The organism is Halanaerobium sp. DL-01 (assembly GCF_003338615.1).
Taxonomy (GTDB): domain Bacteria; phylum Bacillota; class Halanaerobiia; order Halanaerobiales; family Halanaerobiaceae; genus QPJE01.
Map to the genome: position 1 here is coordinate 1 of NZ_QPJN01000003.1, position 18,925 is coordinate 18,925.

The 18,925-nt window shown below is 33.6% G+C and carries 18 protein-coding genes and 1 riboswitch; of the genes, 6 read left to right on the top strand and 12 right to left on the bottom strand.

Going from position 1 to position 18,925, the window contains the following annotated elements; genetic code table 11:
- Nucleotides 1-210 precede the first annotated feature (210 nt).
- From DER71_RS01710 to DER71_RS01735, 6 genes are all read left to right on the top strand, one after another.
- Nucleotides 211-528, top strand: a complete 318-nt coding sequence (locus DER71_RS01710) for a cupin domain-containing protein (protein WP_114457338.1) — start codon at nt 211-213, stop codon at nt 526-528.
- 294 nt (nt 529-822) lie between these two features.
- Nucleotides 823-2,721: an SEC-C metal-binding domain-containing protein gene (locus tag DER71_RS01715; RefSeq protein WP_114457339.1), complete on the top strand. Its 1,899-nt coding sequence runs from the start codon at nt 823-825 to the stop codon at nt 2,719-2,721.
- 171 nt (nt 2,722-2,892) lie between these two features.
- Nucleotides 2,893-3,405 carry an ECF transporter S component gene (locus DER71_RS01720; RefSeq protein ID WP_369834900.1) on the top strand — a complete coding sequence of 171 codons (513 nt, stop codon included), beginning with the start codon at nt 2,893-2,895 and terminating at the stop codon, nt 3,403-3,405.
- A 128-nt stretch (nt 3,406-3,533) separates the two neighbouring features.
- The gene (locus DER71_RS01725; RefSeq protein ID WP_114457341.1) at nt 3,534-4,271 is read left to right on the top strand and encodes a hypothetical protein; all 738 of its coding nucleotides are present in this window, start codon (nt 3,534-3,536) and stop codon (nt 4,269-4,271) included.
- 6 nt (nt 4,272-4,277) lie between these two features.
- Nucleotides 4,278-4,859 carry a hypothetical protein gene (locus DER71_RS01730; RefSeq protein ID WP_114457342.1) on the top strand — a complete coding sequence of 194 codons (582 nt, stop codon included), beginning with the start codon at nt 4,278-4,280 and terminating at the stop codon, nt 4,857-4,859.
- 231 nt (nt 4,860-5,090) lie between these two features.
- A riboswitch (THF riboswitch) is annotated at nt 5,091-5,195 on the top strand.
- A 66-nt stretch (nt 5,196-5,261) separates the two neighbouring features.
- On the top strand, nt 5,262-5,813 hold the full coding sequence (locus tag DER71_RS01735) for a folate family ECF transporter S component (RefSeq protein ID WP_114457343.1): 552 nt from the start codon (nt 5,262-5,264) through the stop codon (nt 5,811-5,813).
- 279 nt (nt 5,814-6,092) lie between these two features.
- Here DER71_RS01735 and DER71_RS01740 read toward each other — a convergent pair whose 3' ends face one another.
- The 12 genes from DER71_RS01740 to pgsB form a co-directional block, all read right to left on the bottom strand.
- On the bottom strand, nt 6,093-7,730 hold the full coding sequence (locus DER71_RS01740) for a dipeptidase (RefSeq protein ID WP_114474222.1): 1,638 nt from the start codon (nt 7,728-7,730) through the stop codon (nt 6,093-6,095).
- Nucleotides 7,731-7,743: 13 nt separating this feature from the next.
- The gene (locus tag DER71_RS01745; RefSeq protein WP_114474223.1) at nt 7,744-9,312 is read right to left on the bottom strand and encodes a dipeptidase; all 1,569 of its coding nucleotides are present in this window, start codon (nt 9,310-9,312) and stop codon (nt 7,744-7,746) included.
- Between the two features lie 25 nt (nt 9,313-9,337).
- Nucleotides 9,338-10,510 (bottom strand): succinylglutamate desuccinylase, encoded by a 1,173-nt coding sequence (locus tag DER71_RS01750; RefSeq protein WP_114457346.1) that lies wholly within the window; start codon nt 10,508-10,510, stop codon nt 9,338-9,340.
- A gap of 11 nt (nt 10,511-10,521) precedes the next feature.
- Nucleotides 10,522-10,686 carry a hypothetical protein gene (locus DER71_RS12015; protein WP_199505540.1) on the bottom strand — a complete coding sequence of 55 codons (165 nt, stop codon included), beginning with the start codon at nt 10,684-10,686 and terminating at the stop codon, nt 10,522-10,524.
- 19 nt (nt 10,687-10,705) lie between these two features.
- On the bottom strand, nt 10,706-11,995 hold the full coding sequence (locus tag DER71_RS01755; protein ID WP_114457347.1) for a C4-dicarboxylate ABC transporter: 1,290 nt from the start codon (nt 11,993-11,995) through the stop codon (nt 10,706-10,708).
- Nucleotides 11,996-12,028: 33 nt separating this feature from the next.
- Entirely contained in the window at nt 12,029-12,592 is a 564-nt protein-coding gene (locus DER71_RS01760) for a DUF6305 family protein (RefSeq protein ID WP_114457348.1), read from the bottom strand.
- 227 nt (nt 12,593-12,819) lie between these two features.
- On the bottom strand, nt 12,820-13,440 hold the full coding sequence (locus tag DER71_RS01765) for a response regulator transcription factor (protein WP_114457349.1): 621 nt from the start codon (nt 13,438-13,440) through the stop codon (nt 12,820-12,822).
- Nucleotide 13,441: 1 nt separating this feature from the next.
- On the bottom strand, nt 13,442-14,800 hold the full coding sequence (locus tag DER71_RS01770) for a HAMP domain-containing sensor histidine kinase (RefSeq protein WP_114457350.1): 1,359 nt from the start codon (nt 14,798-14,800) through the stop codon (nt 13,442-13,444).
- Nucleotides 14,791-15,999: a DUF6305 family protein gene (locus DER71_RS01775; RefSeq protein ID WP_114457351.1), complete on the bottom strand. Its 1,209-nt coding sequence runs from the start codon at nt 15,997-15,999 to the stop codon at nt 14,791-14,793. The genes DER71_RS01770 and DER71_RS01775 overlap by 10 nt, the downstream gene beginning before the upstream one ends.
- Nucleotides 15,999-17,102, bottom strand: a complete 1,104-nt coding sequence (gene pgsW / locus DER71_RS01780; RefSeq protein WP_114457352.1) for a poly-gamma-glutamate system protein — start codon at nt 17,100-17,102, stop codon at nt 15,999-16,001. The genes DER71_RS01775 and pgsW overlap by 1 nt, the downstream gene beginning before the upstream one ends.
- 12 nt (nt 17,103-17,114) lie before the next feature.
- On the bottom strand, nt 17,115-17,543 hold the full coding sequence (pgsC, locus tag DER71_RS01785; protein ID WP_114457353.1) for a poly-gamma-glutamate biosynthesis protein PgsC: 429 nt from the start codon (nt 17,541-17,543) through the stop codon (nt 17,115-17,117).
- Entirely contained in the window at nt 17,540-18,739 is a 1,200-nt protein-coding gene (gene pgsB / locus DER71_RS01790; RefSeq protein ID WP_114474224.1) for a poly-gamma-glutamate synthase PgsB, read from the bottom strand. The genes pgsC and pgsB overlap by 4 nt, the downstream gene beginning before the upstream one ends.
- Between the last annotated feature and the right edge of the window lie 186 nt (nt 18,740-18,925).

The window sequence follows — 18,925 nt, forward strand, 5'->3', positions numbered from 1 at the left end:
AATACAAAAGGCAAGTTAGAGGATATACTGTTGGGCTAACAGGATTTTAAGCCTGTGGAGATGGTGGGTTACCACTTCTAAGAAGCAGGAATCCTCGTGGGCTTGCCCCGAGGAGGGTCAAATATATCATAGAAGCTAATAAACTATAGTAATATACTAAGGATAGGAAAGATCATATACAAATTATTAGCAATGAAAGGGATGGTAAATATGGAAATTATCAAATTAAGTGAATTAGAAGGAAATAAAAATAAAAGAGGTGTAATTGCTAAAGCAGTTTTAAAACATGATAATGCACAGGTTATGAATCTAATTCTTTCTGAAGGTGATATTGTTCCCACTCATCAGGTACCGGTAGATGTGTTTTTCTATGTGGTAGATGGTAAAGGAACTTTAAGAATTGGTGATGAATCAAGTGTTGTGGAAGCTGGAACTATAATTACATGTCCTCCAAATACAAAAATGGAATTAAAGGCAGATCAGGGAGATAAATTTGAAGTACTAAATGTAAAAACTCCATCTCTTTAATATATTTTAGAATTTGAAATAAGATATAAGTCCAGCTGTATTTTAGACAGCTGGTTTTTATATTCGCCAGGAATGAATGTTCATTCATTTTGAAGGGGATGTTGATCTATGAAAATAAATAAATTAACCAATATAATAATTATGGTGATTTTGACAGCTGTGATTGCTGTACCTGTAATATACAGTTTATTTGAAGACTTAAAACAAAAGGTGCAGACAGTAAATTGAAATATTGAAGTATATAAGTTATAATTGTCAGTGTAATTTAATATTAAAAAGAAAGGCAGGAAAAATATGAATACACTGACATCAGTCAAAAATATGATAAAAAATAGAAGAGAAGATAATACTGTTAAAAATTATGATATTGGGCGCAATGAGAGCTGCCCCTGTGGAAGTGGAAAAAAATATAAAAAATGCTGTTTAAATAATACTCCAGAGCTTTCCAAAGATGAATATTATCAGGCAGTAAAAGAGACAGACGATGAAAAAGATATGATTGTTCTTCTGCAGAATGCAGTTAAGGATTATCCAGAAGAGCCTGCTTTTTTACTGCCGTTAATAGTTTATAATTTGCAGAAAGGTATTTACAGAGATGCAGCTAAATATTTAAAACACGGCTGGCAGCTTATGAAAACTGATCTTGATGAAGCTTTTATTCCACCATTTGTAAGTATACTTTTGGATGAGGATAAGATTGATAAAGCAGAAGATATTGTCAGACATTTACTTGAGAAAAAAGGTGAGTCTGTTTCTCTTTTAATATCATATGCAGAAGTATATAAATATAAAGATGATTATATAAGAGTTTCGGAAATAATTGACCGGGCTGTGAAACTTGAACCAGAAAATATTCAGCTGTTAATTTTCAGATTAGAAACCCTAATGGATCTGGATGATATTTTAAGCGCTCTTTCTCTCTGGGAAAAACATTATGAAAAGCTGCAGAGCTTAAATAATATGAGGGTTGTTTCTTTTTTAAATGATTTTTTGGAAGATAAATTTAATTTAAAAGAAAATGCTAATCTCACTAAGAAAGAAGCACTCAACAAAGCAGTGGCTGTATTTTCCGGTTTCGGAAAAATAGATAATCTCAGGCTTGAGAAAGATAAGAAAAAAGCAGGAGATATACTTTTAAAACTGAAAAATATTATTCCAGATGATTCTCCAATTGTAATTGATATACTGGCCCGTATGCTGGCGGCAGAATTATATGTTGAATTTGAAAAATATATAAATGAAATTGAAAATGCAAATAAAGAAAACCCCAATTTTTATAGAATGCTCTACCTCTATAATTATAAGCAGGGTAAAATTAATGATGCCGGAAATAATATTAGGAAAGCATTTGAACTGGCTGCTGATCAAGAAAGCGGACATTTTCATTTGTGGCAGATAGCATCAGATTACCTTAAATATCTGATAGATTATGAAAATTCTAATGCACTGTTTGAATTTTTGAGGAAATTTAATAATTATATAGGGGAAAACGAAAGTTTTCTTGTAGCTGTTTTGATGCTTTTGGAAGACGGGGGCAAAGGTGAATATCAGGAGAAATTCTTAATAAAACTGCTTAAAAGTCAAAAAATTGAAGGAGTTGATTCTCTAAATACAAAAGATATTTATAGCAGTCTGCTTTTTTTAAAACTGTCTGTACTGGAAAGAGAAGAAATTTCTCTTGGTAAGGCTGAAAATAAAACTATAACAGAAATCAAAAATATTATCTCAAAACTAGAGAAAGATAAAATGGATACTCCCGCAAAAAATTATGCAAGATTGCGGCTGCTCAAGTATCAGGATAAACTTGAAGAAGAGGAAGAAGAGAGATTAATTAATAATCTTAAAGAAGCAGAAGTGAAGAGTTACTTTGATACAATAGCATATTATGAAGCTGTTCTGCGTTTTGGAGATCCGGGTAGTATATTAACTGATATACCTTATGGTGAATATCTTAATGATGATTATCTTAATTTTTATCGTCTTGTTGCTGCTTTTAAACTTTCTTATTACGAGATGGGGGCTTCATTATTTTATAAACAGATTTCTGCAGAAATAAAAAACCAGCAGTTAGGTAATTATCTTGCCCGTTTTTTGAGATATTTTTCTTCAGAAGAACTTTTAAAACATTTAAAAAATATTGAAGCAGACCAGAAAATAATAAACTTTTTGAAGCAGATGACAGGAAAAATGTAGTGGTGACATCTTTTGCTAAAAAAACTTGTTTTAGTTTTAAAAAAATATTATAATAATTTTACATACAGTAATGGGTGGTAACTTTAAATGAGGCCGCACCAGTATAAGCTGTAAATATCAATATGGTCCACCTGGATCAGAGGACCGGGATGGGAGGAAAATAAAATAAGAATTGAAACGAGAAAAATAGTTATTGCTGGTATGTTGGGGGCTATTTCTATTATATTGGGTGGTACAGGGCTGGGGCTGATTCCAGTTCCTACACCGGCAGGACATGTAACTATTCTGCACCTTCCTGTTATTTTAGGAGGTATTCTGGAAGGACCAGTTGTTGGGATAATGATCGGATTAATTTTTGGTATTTTTAGTTTTATTAGGGCTACAAATCCTATTTTTGCTGATCCGATTATCGCTGTTTTACCAAGACTTTTAATTGGTGTAGCTGCATATTACAGCTACAGAAGCTTTTTTAGATTCAACCAGAATTTGGCTTTAATTATTGCTGGGGTTGTTGGAACTGCAGTAAATACAGTAGGAGTTTTAGGACTTGCTGTATTTCAGGGTTATATTCCATTTTCAGCTGCAGTCACAGTGGCAGTTGTGCATGGAATACCAGAAGCGATTGTGGCTGCTGTATTTGTTGGTATTCTCGGAAGAATATTAATGAATTATCAAAACAAATAGAATATTTTAGAAAAGAAGTCCAGTTGGATTTTGTTTTTGACTTGATTTACTAGTTTAATATATAATATACTGTAATTAGAGAGGTGAATTAATCTCTCCGGTTAAGCCAGAGAGGAGGAGTAAATATTATGAGGGATAGAGAAAGAATTAAATATGTTCTGGATAATACAGAAATTCTTGCTGAACCAGAAGATTTAATTTCCACATCTAAGAAAACGACACTCCACTACTTTGTACTTGCTGAACCATATTATTTGGAAGAGTTTCCAGAAGAGGGCCCAGAAACAAAAGTGCGTGAAGGCAAGATAACATGGGAAAAGCCAAAATTATTGACTCCGGATTATATGATAAATATGGATGGATTTAGTAGTGAAGCTAAAAAAGCAATGCAGATGATTTCTAGAAATAATCCTGATCTTGCCGCTCTTATGTATAAGATGAATTACCGAAAAGAATCAATAAGAACTTTTACAGTTTCCAAAAATATTGAAAACTGCAGTAGAGCGATAGAAGAAAATATGAATAGTGGTGAAGACAGTATTTATGTAATTATACAGGGAGTTGATGAATTGTGGGATGTGTCCCTGATGAAATTTATTCAGGGTTTGATGATCAAAAGTGCCTATAAATCTCAGATGCCGTATTATGAAGAAAAAGGCTATTTAAGCACAGATGAAAAAGGCTATTCGGTAGTAACCCGCAATCTGGAAGGACTACCTATTGCTGCAAGTGAAGAAATTGAAAAAATGTTTCAGAAAGTTAAAAAAGGAGATGAAGATCCTTCTAGATTAAAACAGGAACTTGACAGATGGGGTGTTTTTAAATCTTATCAGGATAGATTTTTTGCTCTATTTAAGGAGGAGTGATAGGCAGTGAAAAGTGCATATGAAATTGCTTTAGAAAGAGCAGAAAAAATGTCTGATTCTGCGGAAGGGGTTAATTCTCTTGAAGTAAGAGAGGAAATAAAACCTATTTTAGCTGAATTTTTTAGAGGAGATATTGATGCGGATGATCTTTGGGAAAAACTAAAGACTAAAAATAAAGAAGAATTAATCGAAGCCCAGCTGATGTTAATCGAATCAATTGGACTTCGCAATACACCTGAACAGATTGAAAGAAGAAAAAAAGGTATAATTGCAGTGGAGAATTTAATCTCAGGAGAAAAAACTTCATTTTTAGAGCAGACATTTACACAGGCAGCAAATCTGCAGCAGCAGTATGAACAGCAGAAAAAACAGATAGAAAAACAGATTAAAGATCATATGGAAAATAGTCAGGGCCAGATGAAAGCTGTTCAGACTGCAGATGGAAGAACAGTCATGAAAGAAGAGCCAGGTATGGATAGTAAAACTAAAAATCAATTTGCACAGCAGATAGCTAATTTTCAGAAGATGTTCACACAGCGTTTTGATGAAATTATTGAAGATCTGAAATCTGAAGTGAAAAACAGATAAAAGTAATAATTCCTAAACCCTGATGATCTAGGGTTTAGGTTATTTTATATATTAAAAGCTGTTATAAGGCTAGGTTCTATGAATAAGGAATCCTCGTGGGCTTGCCCCGAGGAGCGTCAATTTCAAAATAGAAAAATTATATGCAGATTACAAAAACTTGCATAATTGTTTTGAATTTAACAGAGGATTGAAAGGAATAACTGTATAATTTTAAATATAAATATTTTTAGTGATAGAGTAGGCAAGAGGCGTAAATGTGTTCAGAGATGGGACGTTGCTCTGAAACGAAAGTTTTAGTAAGTTAAAAACTGCGTTCTCTTTGTCGCGTCCGCTGTCATCAAAGTATCCTCTTTCTTTGGTGCAGTCCTATCATGACCCAAAGAGGGGGAGGTGTGTGTAAAAATGAAAATTACAACAAAAAGAATTGCTTATTTATCTTTTTTGACAGCATTGAGTATCATATTAACCCGAATATTGAGTATTAGGATACCGATTGCTGGTGTTGAAGGAGTAAGGATTGGTTTTGGATCACTACCAATTATTTTTGCAGGTGTTGCTTTAGGTCCTCTTGCTGGAGGAATAGTAGGAGCATTAGCAGATTTTTTGGGATATTTTATTAATCCTATGGGAGCATATATGCCTCATTTTACACTTACATCATTTTTAACCGGTTTTATACCGGGAGTAATGGTTTTTTATGTATTAAAGAGGTGTAGAACATTACCAATACTGCTTATTTCTATAGCGGTTGGACAGATAATAACATCACTGTTTTTAGTTCCATATTTTATCAATATGCTTTTTGCAGTACCATTTAAAGTGATAATGCCGCCGCGGGTATTAAGTCAGCTGATAAATATTCCTCTTTACGCTTACTTTGTTAAAGTTCTATTTAATTATAATATAATTAAGGTCAGAAAGATCAGAGATATAGCCGCAGGAAATTCGTGTTAAAATAAATTTAGTAATTAAGTATTTAAACAAATTATTTTTAACTGAGCAGGAATATTTGTTTGAGAATATTATTTAAAATAATAAAAATCCGACTTACCTATTTCAGCTTTTAAGATTCTGAAAACAGGTGGTCGGATTTTATTTTTGTTGAAAAACTATATATCAATTTTAAATATTTTATTTGAAACTCCCACTATTACTATATGCTATCTTTTGAGTAAAATAAAGAGGTGAGTAAAAAACCCACCTCATACAATCATATATTTAATTTTTTAGAAATTACTCTGCTGCAGTTCCTTCTCCAAAACCTACTTCTTCCAGCCATTCTGTAGGATATCCAACAGATTCTATTTTATCTGGATGATTTATATAACCATCATTATATTTATAAATCATCTCATCAGCGAATTTCCACCATGCATCTACAACTTTTTTAGCATTATTGTAGCTGTATTCTGTTAGAAAATCTTCAGTGGTTTCTTTACCATGAATATTATAAATTTCTACAGCAGCTTTGTCAATTGCAGGCTGCATTTTAAAGAATTTACCTTCATATTTTTCCTGCATTGCTTTAATATCTTCAATCATATATGAGTATTTAAGATCTGCCCAGTTGGATACAAAATCAAATGCCCACCAGGCTGAAGATCTATCAAATTTGTCTCTTCTGCCAGAAGTAAATGATTCAGGCAGTTCTTTAGTACCACTATATACAGGCACATAACAGGTAGAATGAGGAGCATCTTCGCCGAACCAGAGTACTGATCTTACTGGAGATGGCATCCATCCTCTGGCCTGTCCAACAAAACTATAGGCACAGCGGAACATTGAGATAGCTCTTTCCCAGTCCATATCCTTTTTGCCTTCAGGTTTTACAAAAGAAGGTGTGGCATATCTGTTAGGTGTGCCAAATGGGCCAGCTGCGAGGCCTTCTGTAAGATCAAATCTTGTACCTTCATAATGGTCGCGCTTAAGTGCCATTAAGTCCTGTGCTGAAACCTTCTTGTCAGGTTTTACAGAGAAAGGATAGCGGTCTGCTTTAGGATCAAAGTTTTGGGATGGAGCAAGTTTAGAAAGGACTCTCCACTCGCGGCGCTTCTGATAATATTCTGCTCCATATGGATTTGGATTATATGCTTCACAGAACAGGAACTCTTCAGAAGGATCCCACCAGCCCATTTCTTCTGCAAATGATTTTACATTATCAGATGCCATTGCTTTATCAGGATCATCAAGGTCAAGAGTATCGATTCTACTTCTGTTAGCTACAACACTAATATGTCCGTCTGGAACTCTTTTAGCAGCCCATACAGCACCAGGTTTGCCGCTGCCGGGAGACCAGAGTGGTCCAGGACCTACAATTTCGAACATCCATGCTTCTTTACCATCGATTACAGTAAGTGATTCTCCTCCATCACCATAACCATACTTTTCTGCCAGCTTACCCATAACTTGTACTGCTTCTCTGGCAGTTTTAGCTCTCTGCAGAGCAAGTCTTTCTAATTCTTCAATCATTAAAATTGCATCTGTATTGCCGAGTTCACTTCTACCACTGAAAGTAGCTTCACCAATCATAACTCCATGTTCATTCATAAATGGATAAGCAATGTGGAAGTAAGTATATGTTTCTTCTACCTGAGGAATTTTACCTAATTCTGTTACATTATAACCAGGGATTCCATCATGACAGCGTGTTTTGTACACTGTTGTCATAGCTCCATCTTCAAATTTTTGGCCTTCAATAATTTGAATACGTGCATCATAGTTTCCATCACAGGTGTGTGTTGTCATAACTGATCCATCAGTAGAAGCATCCTTACCGACCATAATTGAAGTACAGGCATTAACAGCTGAAACACCTAAAAAGACTATAAGTAATACCGAAAGTGTAACTGAAAGTAATTTTTTATTAAACATTTAATTTGCCCCCTTAATTATTATTATTATTAATTTCGTAGTAAAGCTCATCTGCCAGTTTCCAGTAGCGATTTTCTGTCCAGTGCATTAGGGAATTAGTATGATTTGTTAAAAGTTCTTTTACAGCATCTTGATCTTCGGTAATATTTAGGATCATTGCTTTTTCTTCAATCTGATCCTGAAGTTCAAAGATATGATTCTGCATTGGATTGAGGACAGAGTCAACTTTTTCTCTTAACTCTCCATACCTTAAGTTAACAAAATCATCAACCTGAGCAAAAGCCCACCAGGCTGAATCTCTGTCAAATTTATCTCTGTTAAGAGTTTTCCAGGAAGTTGGAACATCTTCAATTCCTACATACATTGGAATAAATGGACTATTTTCTGGATTATCAAGTCCAAACCAGACTACACCACCAATTTCATCTGGCAGCCAGCTTCTTGCCTGAGAAACAAAGAAGTAGGAGCAGTAGTAGCGCGCAATAGGTCGATAATACTCAATATCGAGCAGATTCCGCATATCGTCATCTGCTTGTGGAGTCGCATAAACACTTTTTATCATTTTTCCGTCATCATCTTTATAATACCAGCCTTCATCTTCAGTCATATCATAAGGTGAATCTTTAGAAGTGTCTCTGAACATTGCGATTACATCATGGACTGATATTTTTTTGTCTGCTTTTATGGAAAACGGATATTCGGCAGCTTTATTGTAATCCCAGCTTTTGGATGGAGCCATTTCACTATAAACCCTCCACAATCTAAGGCTTGTTTCTCCTTTTACATCGCCATAGACCTCATTCCAGTAAAATTCTTCTTTACTATGAGGGTCATAAAGACCCAATTCTTCAGCTACCTGAAGATAATTATCAGAAACCATCATATCTTCAGAATCTGGATTGATTTTTCGGATTCTACTAAAATTTGGAACTACAGTAACATGATCATCAGGCACTTTTTTAGCTGCCCATACAGCACCAGGTTTGCCGCTATCTTTTGTCCACATTGGTCCTACACCAAAAACCTCAAAAACCCATGCTTCATTTGGATCAGTAACTGTCAGACATTCACCACGGTAACATGATTCCCTGAATCCATATTCTTCAGCAAGTTTTCCCATAAGTTTTACAGCTTCACGGGCAGTCTTACATCTCTGCAGGGCAAATACTTCCAGCTGTTCTATTGTCATAATTGCCTCATCACTATTGGCAGTTTCAGGTGCTCCAACGATAGTTGTTTCCCCTATTATTAGCTGATGTTCATTTGCATAAGGATAAGCGCCATGGAAGTATTTGTATGTATGTTCTACTTCTGGTATTTCACCAAGTTTTACTAGATCTTTGTGGTCAGCATAAACAATATTTTCATAGACAGGTGCCATAGTTCCGGCTTTATGGTCCTGAGCAGGAATAATTTGTATGCGCGAGTCATATCGTCCATCAACTGTGTGAGAAGTTATTACCGAACCATCGGTTGAAGCATTCTTGCCAACAACAATATCAGTACAGGCAAAAGTAGATCCACTAAGAACTAAAGTGATAATTAACAACAGAACTGTAGAAGTAGTAATTTTTCTTTTCATTCAGAGATCTCCCCTTTCAAATTGTTTATTCATAATAAATACGATCTGAATCCATATTAGCCGGATTTTTAAAGTAATGGCCAACCCCATTTTTTATAATTTCTGCATATTTAGGTACATTTTTAATTTTTATCTCCTTTCCGGGGTTCATTTGGTTCCAGATCTGAGCAACCATTAGTGCAGTAGAACAGTGTCTTCCAACTCGGACTTCAATTGGCCAGCCATCTTCATCAATAGTTTCATACAGCAGACCAAATTCTCCAGCTCGCTGAACAAAAGGATCTTTTCCTTCTAAAAGTAAATGTTCATCTGTTATTCCTCTAACTCGGTCTAAAAATGGTTCCGGAGTTTCAAAAAGAAGTGAGATGGCATCTGAATAATCTCCTACCTCTCGATGAGAGAGTCCATGTAAGGATTTAGGGGAAAATTCCATACTGATTGGTTTTTCAAATTCCATATCTGTCAGCATCATAGAAGCCATTGCTGCTATATTTCGGCCCGATTCGTGAGCAACGATAGTACTTATTACCGGATATTCCAATTCTGCCTCATGAAAGTCAATAAATAAATCCACTTTTTCCTGTTTGATAATCTGCATAAAAGCGTAATTTACCTGTTCTGTAAAAGAGCCGTCTTTTTTGCCGGGCCAGGTTCTATTGAAATTTCTAATATCCATATAAGCTAACATCTGTTTACTGGGATAGTGAACATATACTTCTGGATCAGGCCAGGAATCTAAAGGATTTGTCCATCTGTCACCCATTCGATATTTTTTTTCTCCCCAGTCAGTTTTTATAGTATAAAACTGTGGGTAGGCATCACCAGGCCTAGTTACTGTCGAAGCACTTCTGTTGGCTCTAATGGCAACAATCAGTTTTCCTTTTTCTAATGTAGCATTCTCAGCGAGAATTTCGGCACTGAGATTAGCAGCTGGTTCTTCGGGATGAGTTCCCCCAATCACAAAGAAGATAGCACCTGGTTTTCCGCTGTCTAATATATAGATGTTACAATCTGCGACAGTATTTTTAATAGGTTCAAAATAATCACCCAAAGTTTTAACTTCAGTTACAGATGGACCTGCAACTACTGTTTCTTTGTAATTTCTGTGAGCAAGAAAAGATCGAGCAGATATAACCAGAGCAGTAATTATCAGAACAGCAGTTAATAGTTTAATAATAATTAATTTTTTACTAGACATCTTAATTCACCTCATTTAATCCTCAATATTCTAAGAATAAAGGGGATTATTATTACTGAATAGAGTACAGCTTCCTGAGCATCTTTGGTCTTAACAATTTCTCTCAGGAGTATAAAGGCAATAAAAGCACTAATTAAATAGTAACTGAACTCTATAATTGAATTTATAATACCCATATGATAACCTCCTGATTTATTATCCTCCAACTAAAAATGACAGCTGATTGCTGAAAACGAGAAAAATGGTACATAAAGCTAAAATAAATGCCATTGGTATTAAACAGGTTTTGAGAAAATCTTTATAATATCTGCCGCTGTAATCAAGTTCTATTACAGTTGCGCGTCCTACAACTGCTGTAGGTGGCAATATATCTCCTATAGGCCACATAACTGCCATGGCTGAAAGTATTATAACTGGATTAAATCCTTTCATATTAAAGAGAAATATTAGAGGAACTCCAAGCAGTGGAGCTACAGCATACTGCAGCAGACCTTCTGAGACAGGCAGAATTATAAAGAGTGAAGCAAATAAAAACCAGACAGGAAGGGTTACCACAGCCAGTGAGATCAAACCTCTGGCACCACTTAAGGCCATAATTTGAATTAAAATTCCAACAACAATCATAATTCCAACAAGAGGAATAAGTGATCTAATTGTTTTTCCGGCAATATTTAGAATATTAAGTTTTTTAGGACTGAGAATAAACATTGCTAATGCTGAGATTAAAAACATAAGCGGCAGACCTAAAATCGGCATTTTAAATGGAAATAATCTTCCCGCAACAATTAAGACTATAAGTATAAGGAAAGGTGTGCCTACCCTAGTCCAGTTCATTTTTTCTGGAGGTACTGGAAGTTCTTTCAAAATTTTATCAAGCTCTGGATTTTCTCCTTTTGCTCCTAAAAAAAACATTGTAAATAAGGCTCCGATAACTGTTATTACCAGCAGGGGCTGCATAAATCCTACATAGGGCATATTTGCTCCAGCAGCAGCCATCATGGCCCAGAGATTAATAGGAGGGGCAGCAGCACTCATAGAAGCACAGAGAAAGATTATTGCTGCAGTTCTTGTTTCAGATATTCCCATATATATCAGTACTGTACCTACAAGTGTACCTACAGTTAATACTGTGGCAGCTCCGGCACCTGTAAGAGCTCCCGGTATCATAAGTACAAATGTTAGAAATAAAAGAGTTAAATAGCGGTGTTCATGAAATCGAATTATTATTTTTCTTACCATGAATGCAATACCACCGGACTCTTTAACCAGATTGATAAAAAGAGTTGCTGTAATAAATATCAGTGATACATCGTAATATGTAAATGCACCTTCTACAAGATGCCTTACCGGAACACCACCGGTATGATAAATAGCAGCAGCCAGAGCTGACAGAAGCATTGCCAGCTCAATTCCTAATTTGAAATATGTTCCGACAGCAAAAGTTACTGCTATTATGATGAGTACAATTCCAGCATGTAAAAACATTAAATACACCTCATTTCAGTAACAGTTAAACTTTTATTGAACATCGAACAGTTCTTTGACTGCTTCTCCCATTTCCATATTCTTATCAAAATATATGGCAGGAATATCTAATTCTTCGCTCTTTTCTGTAAAAAATCCATCTTCATTACTTGATTCTTTTATAATTAGAGCATCACTTTGCGGCATAACAATTTCTATTGATTTTGCATCATTTTCGTCAACACGCCTTGACATACCCTCAATATGAGCACCCAAAACCTTCAGGCCGTTTTCTTTAGCAGTTTTTATTAAAGCATTAATTCTTTCTGCTTCCTGATTCATATTTGTACCGGCAGCACCCATACCTTTACCACTGGTACCCATTGTGACAATCAGAGTTTTATAATTGCTTCCCTCAAGATCAGCTGCTGTAAGCAGATCTTTCTGCTCACATTCAACTCCAGCCTGCTGGCAGATCATTTTTACCATCAGTGCACCTGGACTTTGTCCACAGGTTGTAACTACAGCTGGCTGCTCAAATACAGGCAGGGCAGCAGAAGTAATAAAACTCAGAGTAAATATTGTAACTACTGTTAAAAGTAAAATCTTTTTAAACATTATCTTTCCTCCTTTTTAAATTATTTTATTCACATATATAGATTTCAACTATTATTTTATTTATCCTATTTTTTCTCTTATTTCTCTCAAAAAATTCAAAAAATTAAAAAACCATCAACTGTGAACCTGTTGTTAGTTCAGAATTGATGGTTTGGTTTTACAAAATCATGAGAAAAAACCTTTTTGTGGGAGAACCTATATATAATTTTTAATAAAAATTATTGCTGTTACTTCAGTTTGTATTTATGGATTGGTCTGCCAACTTTACCATAATCAAGTTTTACTATGGCGATGTTTTTTTCATTAAGAAAGTTTAAGTAGCGGTGGACAGTCTGGTATGCTAAATTTGTTTCATTAGAGATTTCCTGGATGGTTTTGGGACTTTGAATTTTATTTAGATAATTATATATAATCTTTAAAGTTTTTAGGCTCATTCCTTTAGGAATATCAAGGCTGTTTATATTATAAGGAAAATGATATTTGCTGTCATTATAATTTAAATGAAGATTGATTCTGGAAATTAGATCAGCAGTTCTTATCGGCTTGTTTGCAAAATCATCCGCACCTGCATTCAGAAATTTTTCAGCAAGATCAAGAGATTCATCGACAGTTAAAACAAGTATAGGTATTGAGTTATTAATTTTTCTTATTTCTTTAACTAATTTTAAACCATTTATATCAGGCATATGGTAATCAATCATTAATAAATCAAATTCTTCATTTTTTGCGTATTTTAAAGCTTCAGTTCCAAGTAAGGTTGTGGTAATATTAAATCCTGCTGCTTCAGCAACAGCTTCTAATGTAAAAAGAATATCTTTTTCGTCATCAACTGCCAGTATTTTTTTCACATTAATGCACCTCCGGTAATATTATCTCTGCTTCAGTTCCCTGGTGAAATTTGCTGTCAATATTGATTGTTCCACCATGACTTTCTATAACTTTTTTAACAAAATGCAGCCCCAGACCTGTATTTTCCATACCGGTTGTATAACCAATTTTCCAGATGTTATCTATTTTATCTTCAGGTATACCTTTTCCATTATCTCTAATAGAAATATGTATTTTGTTATTTTGTTTTCTGGCATTTATATCAATTTTTCCATTTTCGGGATCAATAGCTTTAAGAGAGTTATCTATCAAATTTATTAAAGCACGCGACAGTCTGACTTTATTTGCTTCAATATCTATATTTTTATCATAATTAAAAGATACATGATCACTAATTTCTTCCAGTGCAAGCTGAATTTTGAGAAAATCAAACAGCTCTTCTATAGAAATTTTTCTTTTTTTATCTTCATAAAGAATTTCAGATATCATTTGAGACATTTTTTCTGCTGAGCTGTTTATTTTTTCTGTATATTCGTGTATTTTTTGATCTTTTATTTTCATATCAATTACACCACTTAGACCCTGTATGGTTACCAGGGGTGTTTTTAAATCGTGAACCAAATGTTTTATCTCACTAAAATATCTGGATTTTACAGCTTCCAGCTCCAGTTCCCTTATTTTTTCTTCTTTTTTTCTACTTTCTTCAATAAGATATAAATTATTATAATAATCAACTACAACTCTGGTTAATATTAATGCATTGATCATAATTATTATTGAAAAAGTAAAACCAAAAAAGTTTATAATATATTCTGCATCGATAAATTCTGTTACTTCTCTAATAGATATAATAATTTCGCCTCTGCCAAATCCATAATTAGACAAAAAGGGTATAATGTCCAGCCAGTCAATACTGAAAAGAAATAGGGAAATAATTATTGTTTTGATAAAAATATGATGTATCTTCTTTGTTATGTAGTGTAGTATGAATATAATTATAATAGTTAAATAAGATGGCCCTGCAAAAACAAATGCTATATCGTAAATCCAGCTAATAAGCTGATATATTACAGGAATTATTATAAGGGTAATAAGAAAAGTGAAATTCCTAAATGGACCATAGTTTTCAAGACTTTCTGCAAGAATAAAAGCTCCTAAATATATAGGAAGATGTCTGAGTGTGTTGAGCATAACCAATTTTGCAGAAACAAGCAGCAGAAGTCCGCTGTCCTGGGCAGAAATACTTTTATATAGCTGTTTAATTAAATTATATTGAAGTTCTTTTGTAAATGATGGCAGTATGAGAGCTAAAATAATTATAATTATTGATGTAAAAAATTTGCTTTTATCCAATTTTTTTAGACTGAGGCTTATGGCCATTTCAGCTCAACTCCATTGATTTTTAGTAAAGTGGTTATTAAATTAAGCTGATATTCAAAGCGCTTTTTTTCTGGAAGTTTTACACAGGTTTCTAGTGTAAAAGAAGGAATTTTTAAATTTTGTCCAACAGCCCAGGTTAAACTTCCTTCAATAGGAGGGCTAATTAAAACAAACTTTTCTATTTTTTCTTTTATATCAGAATTAATAGATTCAACAGCTTCCGCTCCCTGCCAGATAGAATTTTCATCGGCATATGCTATCAGTGACTGTCCTAAATAGTTTTTATTTATAAAATTAAATTCCTGTGATTCATGTAAATCTATCAGCAGGTCAGGAGAAAACCCTTTAATTAGATTATATATTTCTGAAGCTCTTTTTTCTGCATATGTGCCATTGGGATTTCCAGGAAAAGATCGGTTTAATAATTCTCCTTTTGGGTAGTTTCTTACTCCGGCAGATATAGCTTTAGGATTTGCCCTTGGAATAATTATTATTCTTCCCCCATCAACGAAGGGTTCCAGCATTTTTACTGCAGCCAGCCGTGGAACAGTTTCATTGCCGTGAGTTCCAGCGTTTATAACTACAGTAGTTTCTGTTTGATTTCCATTGATATAATATTCTACAGTCTGAGACTGACTCTGAAAAAGATTGGCCAGGATGGGTTTTATTTGAGATAGATTTTCTGTTATTTCAAGTGGGATATTATATTTTTTTGATGCTTTAGAAAAATAATTATCAAAATTGCTGTCTTTAGAGATAATCATATAATCAGCATGTGGAGTGACAACATCTAAAAGTTTATCTGATCTATTTTCTCGGCGGCCTGTTCCACCAAGATGAGTAAGAAGAATAAATGTGCCGGTTTTTTCTGCTTTTTTAATCAGGTTTTTTGTTCTTAGAAGTTCATATTCATAATCTATTCCGGCAGCTCCAACACCCTTACAGCTGTGTCCCACTGCAATTATTAGTGTAGAATATCCCTCCATATCTTCAGCCTGAAGCAGAGGACGGTATTTGAAATTAACATTTTGATTTTCGAGCACAACTTTTATCATGATACCATCGGGATTTTGACCCGGACAGGTTATTACCACCGGCTGGGCTGGATGAATTTTTAAATCTTCTGCCTGTAAGAATGGCTTAAAAGCAAATAATAATATAATACAGAGTAAAAAAGATATAAAAAACTTGTGGTTCATTATTTAACCTCCTTTTTTAGCTTTCCAGATATTATTGAAAAAATTAGAGGTAAAGCAATCAGTAGAAGAAAAAATTTAATTAGTGTTTTATTATATTTAACAATATAATATACATCTGATTTACCAGGTTTTGGTAGAGGAACAGGGTCTACCTGTATTCCGCTTTTATGCGCCAGATTTTCAATATTGAGCAGATGTATAACAGGAATATTTTTAGATAAATAGTAAGAGATAAGACCATTTTCTGCATATTCTGTATTCAGATGTCCTGGAATAGTTAATCCATTATTAAATTTAACCGATGAAGATGTGCTGCCAAAATTTGCAGAAGCTCCTCCAATATTAATAAAACATTTAATCTTATCATTTTTGGAAAAATCAGAAAAAATATCAATTCTTTTGTGAATACTTTCTGACAGAGTATCCTCATAAATTAAAGGGATATTACTTCGATCAGCAATATCAAAAAATGTTTTTTTATCATCTATAAAAAATAAGTTATCTGCTCGATCATTATCACCACCAAAAGATAAGGCAGTTATTTCTGTACTTATAATATTGTGCTGTCTGAGGTATTTGAGCATGTCAATAAAAGTAAAGTCTGGAATATTTGCTCCATACATTGAAGCACCAATAGAATAGATGAGGGATACATCCAGCTCCATTATTTCTGCTGCTGAAAGAACGGCCAAAATAAGTCCGGGAAAAGAACCGCTGGCACCAACTGCAATTTTATCTCCTTTTTTTAAATCTAATTGATAAAAATATTTTACAATAAGGGCAGCAAAATCTGGATTTGCAGCTGTTCTTTTAGCTTTTAAATCACCTAATGTAGTTGTAATTTTAGTATATTCTTTTCCAATCAGTGCTGTTCTATTGGGATCTAGAGAACTATCAATTTGATATCCCAAAGCAGTTTTCTCTTCATAAAGAATATTTTCGGCTTTTTTCATTTTTTGGGCGGCTTTGATCTGCTTATCAAATGATGGATGTTCAGTTCTATAATTGCTGAAGGATAATATTAATAGTGCAGAAACAGCAATTAAAGAAGATATAACTATTGTTTTTATATTTATTTTACCTTTTATCCAGTTTGTGAACATATTTTAGCTCCTTTAAACAAATAACATCATTGACAACCTAACAAAAATTGAAACAACAGCTAGAGAGGATAATGTTGCAGTAATACCCTGTCTCAGCATATCATTTGCAAGCAGACCAGGTATTATGTAACCGATGACTCTTAAATCTTCGCTTACTGGAAAATATTCAATAAAAAGTGATCTATAAAACCAGCCAATCAGATAACCAATAATAACACAGGCAGTAAATCTCCTTCTGCTGTACATAATAACATAATTTGATAAAAATTTCACAAAATAATAGGTTAATAGAGATGTCAGTACAGTTGCTAAAATTCTGTATGGAGCCTGCCAGAAAAAAGCAAGATATCCGGGAACAATTATACCTCCTGTGTAAAAACCGGTTATTTCTGTAAAGATAAAACTCAGTAAAATTCCTATTCCCACTGATTCTATTATCATTTTAATTCAACTCCATATTTTTCAAAAAATTCAGAGATTATTTCTGCATCACCATGTATGTTTCCACAGCCAAATATTATTATATCTTTATCTTCTTTAACTTTACTAAAAAAAGCAGAAAGATGTCTGTATGTATAGAATGTATTAAAAAGATGCAATTTCAAAATAGGTTTTTTTTGTTTTGTTCTTTTTTTCAATAGTCTTTTCTGGCGAAATTTTAATGCCCCACTCAAAATATACCCATCAAATCTATTTTCGACAGTTAGAAAGTCAGCAAATTCTTTAAGCCGGAATGCTCTATCACTGCGGTGGCTGATTAGAGCAAAAACCTGTGGATTATCTACAGAAAATTTCTTTATTTTTTCAGCAGTACGCTTCCATATTATTTCTGTCGAATCCCTGTCATTGGCAGCAAAAGCTTTAACAAAAACTATATTTCTCATTTTCTCTTCTAAATGATAATATTTTAAACTGCCTGGATCTTCAGATGCAGTGTACATTCCGTTTAAGGCAGTTTTCCTGTCTATTCCAAAATGCCGGGCAATTTTAAGAGCACAGGCAGCATTATCTGAAAAAACCTGTTTATCAAATTTTTTTAGTTCATCTTCAGAAAAAATAATATCTCTGGTTGAAATAAATTGATTATTGCGCATTTCAGCTTTTTCTTTAATAAAGCTGTAAAGATGATATTCTGATGATACAACATGAGCATTGTAAGGCAGACTTAAACATATGGTATCAGCAATTTCTGTTAAACTGCTGCCCATTTTGTCCAGGTGATCATTTCTAATATTAGTAATTACCATATAATCTGCATTTAAAAATAAATTTTCGCTGCTCCACTGGATTTCCGGGGAGATGGCCATACATTCTATTACAAGCACATCCACGTTTTCTTTTACCGCCAGTTGAACTATTTTTTTTTGTTCAGAAATGCTGGGTGGTCCATGTCGTATTATTTCCTGTTCACTTCCATCAGAAAAAATAATTCTGGCAGCAGAACCAGTTGTTTTAGCAAGAACCTTAAATCCTGCATGTCTTAATGCGCCAGCAGTTAATCTTGTTGTAGATGATTTTCCTCGTATTCCATTAATATGTATAATATAAGGGATTTTTGAGAGATTTTTTTTATGTTTGTGTCTTTCTATTATTCCTAATACTATAAAAATTACTGCTAAAACTGATATGAATTTCATATGTTTAAACCTTTCTAAATTTTAATGTTTTTAAAATTAAAAAATAATATATTATAAATTAGAACCCACTTTCAGTTTACTATAAAGAAGAAGATATATCAATGAATTTTAAATAAATTAACTTTTATTGGAATCTATAATTTAAAAATTGAAAAAATTTATACATAAAAAATTAAAAGTATCATA